This is a genomic window from Wolbachia endosymbiont of Cardiocondyla obscurior (assembly GCF_902713635.1).
Classification (GTDB): Bacteria; Pseudomonadota; Alphaproteobacteria; order Rickettsiales; family Anaplasmataceae; genus Wolbachia; species Wolbachia pipientis.
In genome coordinates this window covers 1-3,794 of the sequence record NZ_CACTIU010000087.1, presented here as the reverse complement: position 1 = coordinate 3,794, position 3,794 = coordinate 1, and the positions used below count along the sequence as shown (strand labels likewise).

Here is a 3,794-nt window from a genome sequence, read left to right as displayed (position 1 = left end):
CTTAAATCCACACTATACGCCATTATAACTCAAATAGCTTATTATACCTTTATCATTTACTTTGGGAAGTACTATAAATGTTTAAAAAGTATTAATATAAAGATATCAATAAAATTATTTACACTTTCATGCTATGCCCATAGCATCATATATTACTTAACCTTACAATAATTTTTTTATTCTTGCTGCTTCTTCAAACTCCAAATTTTTAGCATGCTCTATCATTTGCTTTCTCAAATCATCCTTATTAGTATTTACTTTCGGTTCTGCTATTGCCCTCTCCTGTAAGGTGTTTGATATAGGTTTTATTATAGTCTTCGGGATAATATTGTGCAATATATTATGTTCTTCTTGTTTTTTTCTTCTTCTTTCGGTCTCTCTTAATGCACGATCTAAAGAACCAGTGATTTTATCTGCATACAAAATTACTCTACCTTCAGCATTACGCGCAGCACGACCGATCGTTTGAATTAATGAAGTTTCCGATCGCAAAAATCCTTCTTTATCAGCATCCAAAATTGCAACCAACCCACACTCTGGAATATCAAGACCTTCCCTCAGCAAGTTAACACCTACTAAAACATCGATTTCTTTAGATCTTAATTTGTATATAATTTCTATTCTCTCCAGCGCACCAATATCAGAATGCAAATAACTCACTCTCATATTTAACTCACTCATATATTCAGCTAAATTTTCAGCCATTTTTTTCGTCAATGTAGTGATTAAAACACAAAATCCCTTCCCTATTGTCACTTGTGCCTCATGAATTACATCATCAATTTGACTCTCTATTGGTTTTACAATGCAGATTGGGTCCGTAAGCCCTGTTGGACGGATAACTTGCTCTATAAATACATTACTGGTCTTTGCCAACTCATACTTTCCGGGAGTGGCTGAAATGTAAACAGTCTGCGGCCTAACTCCCTCCCACTCTTCAAATTTTAATGGACGATTATCAAAAGCGGAAGGGAGCCTGAAGCCATAGTCGATCAATTTCTTTTTACGCGCCTCATTACCACTGTACATCGCACCAACCTGAGGAACGGTGACATGACTCTCATCAACAAATAAAATTACGTCTTTGGGTAAATATTCAAACAAAGTAGGTGGTGGATCCCCAGCTTCCATTCCATAGAGATAACGCGAATAATTTTCAATACCTTTACATATTCCTGTTGTTCTCATCATTTCGATATCAAAATTAGTGCGTTGCTCGAGGCGCTTTGCTTCAACAATCTTGTTTTGCGAGTAGTAATAATCCAAGCGTTCATGCAGCTCTTTTTTGACTAGTTCAATTGCCTGCAACAAAGCCTCACGCGGGGTTATGTAATAGCTATTTGGAAAAATGGTGATTTTATTTACGCCTTTGGTAACATTGCCCGTTATAGCATCAACTTCAGAAATTTCTTCTATTTCATCGCCAAATAACGATAAACGCCAAGCTTTATTTTCATAATGGGAAGGAAATATATCAACAATATCGCCGCGCACTCTGAAATATCCTCTCTCAAACCTGGCATCAGAGCGCTTGTATTGAAGATCAGTTAAGTTGCTCAGGAAATCATTAATACGAATTTTATTTCCAACACTAAGCGGTATGATCATGCTGCGGTAGCTCTCAGGCGAACCAAGACCGTATATGCAGGAAACACTGGCAACTACGATCGTATCCCTGCGCTCCAAAAGGGAGCAGACGGTGGAATAACGCAGCATCTCAATTCTTTCGTTAATTGCAGAATCTTTTTCGATATAAGTATCAGTTTGTGGTAAATAGGCTTCAGGTTGATAATAATCATAATAAGAAATGAAGTATTCAACAGCATTATGGGGAAACAATCCTTTCATTTCCTCATAAAGCTGTGCTGCTAAAGTTTTATTGTGTGCCATAATTAATGCAGGCCTGTTTGTCCTTGCAATAACATTTGCCATAGTAAAAGTTTTCCCAGAACCAGTAACTCCAAGCAAAACCTGATCTCTTTTATTGCTATTTAGCCCTGCAATTAAGCTATCGATTGCCTGTGGTTGATCCCCAGCCGGTTGAAAATGTGTAGCGATTTGAAATTCCATAGACTTTACTTACTATCTTTGATTCATTGTATAGTAAACACTATATTGCTTTTAAGATAAGTTGTATAGCTATCGTAAAGCCATAAAACATTAACCAACAATGTCATGCAAGTAGCTGACACTGGAATCTTGTTTCAATGTTAAACAAAATACCATAGAATTCAAGAAGACAATTCCTAAAAAATCCCTACATCCAAAAAAAGGCAAAATGCTGCTTGAATAAGCTAAATTTTTTTAGATGCAAAAACAATAAAACATAGTTGATACTAAAGTTATAGTACTCCTATGACAACGTTACAAAAATTAAGGAAATGGATAGCTCTGATCAATTGGAATAGTATTTTCAGGCACCGGTGGTCAATATGACATTTTTAAAATAAAGATTTAGAACCTGTTTAAAATCTTCTCAATAGAAGAGAAATGAAGGAAAGAACGACCATTTGTAGGCTAGTGTTAAGTTTTCGCTCGCAATTTTTCCACAATCGTCTGCATTTTTCTAACCAAGCGAAAGATCGCTCTACAACCCATCTTTGTGGCAATACAGCAAAGGAATGTAATTCACTTCGTTTTATTACTTCTACAGTTGCTCCAATAATCGTTTTTATTTTAGTTGCAAAATTTTCTCCTGTATAACCTGCATCGACCAGTATATTTTTAACTTCCGAGAGGTTTTCTTTTGCGCTTTCAACCATTCTCACAGCACTGCTAACCCCAGTTGTAAATTAGAAAAAATAGAAAAGGTAAGGAAATAGGGTAAACTCCGAGGTATTTGATATTCATTCCTAAAATAGGAGGTTACCAATGAAAGAAAAAGTAACAGAAATCTTTTGTATAGTCGATGATTTTTGCAATACAGTCGATGAAAATTTTGCAGAAAAACTTCTACCAAGTGGCAAAAAACCAACCAGGACACCAGAGATTACGCATTCAGAGATTTTTACCATAATATTGCTATATCAAGTGCGACAATTTTAAAATTTTCTATGTGCATTATTTGAAATTATTATACGAATCAGCGTTTCCAAAATTGCCATCCTATAGTAGGTTTATCAGGTTAAAATCGCGGGTTTTATGGTATTTAGCGCTCTTAATGCAATGGTTTTGCGAACAGTCAAAAGTGACAGGGATTTCGTACATAATCTATCGCTGTTTGCCATCCAAAAAGGACCTCGAGAAACAAAGTTTTCAAAGGGTTGGCAAAGATTGGAAAGACTACTTATGGGTGGTTTTTCGGTACATCTAGTAATCAATGAAACTGGCGAAATTCAAGGGGTTACGGTGATAAAAGGCAACGTTGATACCTGTGCCAAATTTAACTAAGAAATTGACTGGATTATTGTTTGGAGATAAAGGATATATCAAAAAAGATCTTTTTCACGAATTATTCGATAGAGGGTTAAAGCTTGTAACCAGTATAAAAAAGGGTATGAAAAACTCATTAATGGCGCTAAATGAGAAGATTTTGTTAAGAAAAAGATCGATTATTGAGACAGTTTTTGGCTCTCTGAAAAACAAATTTGAGATTGAGCATACTCGCCATAGATCACCGATAAATTTTTTGGTACACATTTTTTCTACGCTTGTTTCATATTCCATGCAGCCGCTGCATTTCTAAGCTTTACTTCGTTGGCTAATCCGCAACTGGGGTATATAGGGTTGACACCAAGGCAATATTCTTCTGGAGAAGTTGATCGGCATGGCAGCATATCAAAGATGGGACCAGC

The 3,794-nt window shown here is 35.9% G+C and carries 2 protein-coding genes and 2 pseudogenes; 2 read left to right on the top strand and 2 right to left on the bottom strand.

The features are described from left to right. Positions 1 to 162 precede the first annotated feature (162 nt). Positions 163 to 2,070 (bottom strand): excinuclease ABC subunit UvrB, encoded by a 1,908-nt coding sequence (gene uvrB, locus WOCAOBSORBRA_RS05700; protein ID WP_174516123.1) that lies wholly within the window; start codon positions 2,068 to 2,070, stop codon positions 163 to 165. Between the two features lie 395 nt (positions 2,071 to 2,465). Beyond that, a pseudogene (locus WOCAOBSORBRA_RS05695) lies at positions 2,466 to 2,786 on the bottom strand (transposase); the annotation flags it as partial. Positions 2,787 to 2,871: 85 nt separating this feature from the next. Here WOCAOBSORBRA_RS05695 and WOCAOBSORBRA_RS05690 point away from each other — a divergent pair. Together WOCAOBSORBRA_RS05690 and WOCAOBSORBRA_RS06590 are read left to right on the top strand one after the other, a co-directional pair. Then, positions 2,872 to 3,704: pseudogene (locus tag WOCAOBSORBRA_RS05690) on the top strand (IS982 family transposase). Continuing rightward, on the top strand, positions 3,697 to 3,794 hold a 98-nt coding region (locus WOCAOBSORBRA_RS06590; RefSeq protein WP_174516122.1), incomplete at its 3' end, for a transposase. The pseudogene WOCAOBSORBRA_RS05690 and the gene WOCAOBSORBRA_RS06590, both read left to right, overlap by 8 nt.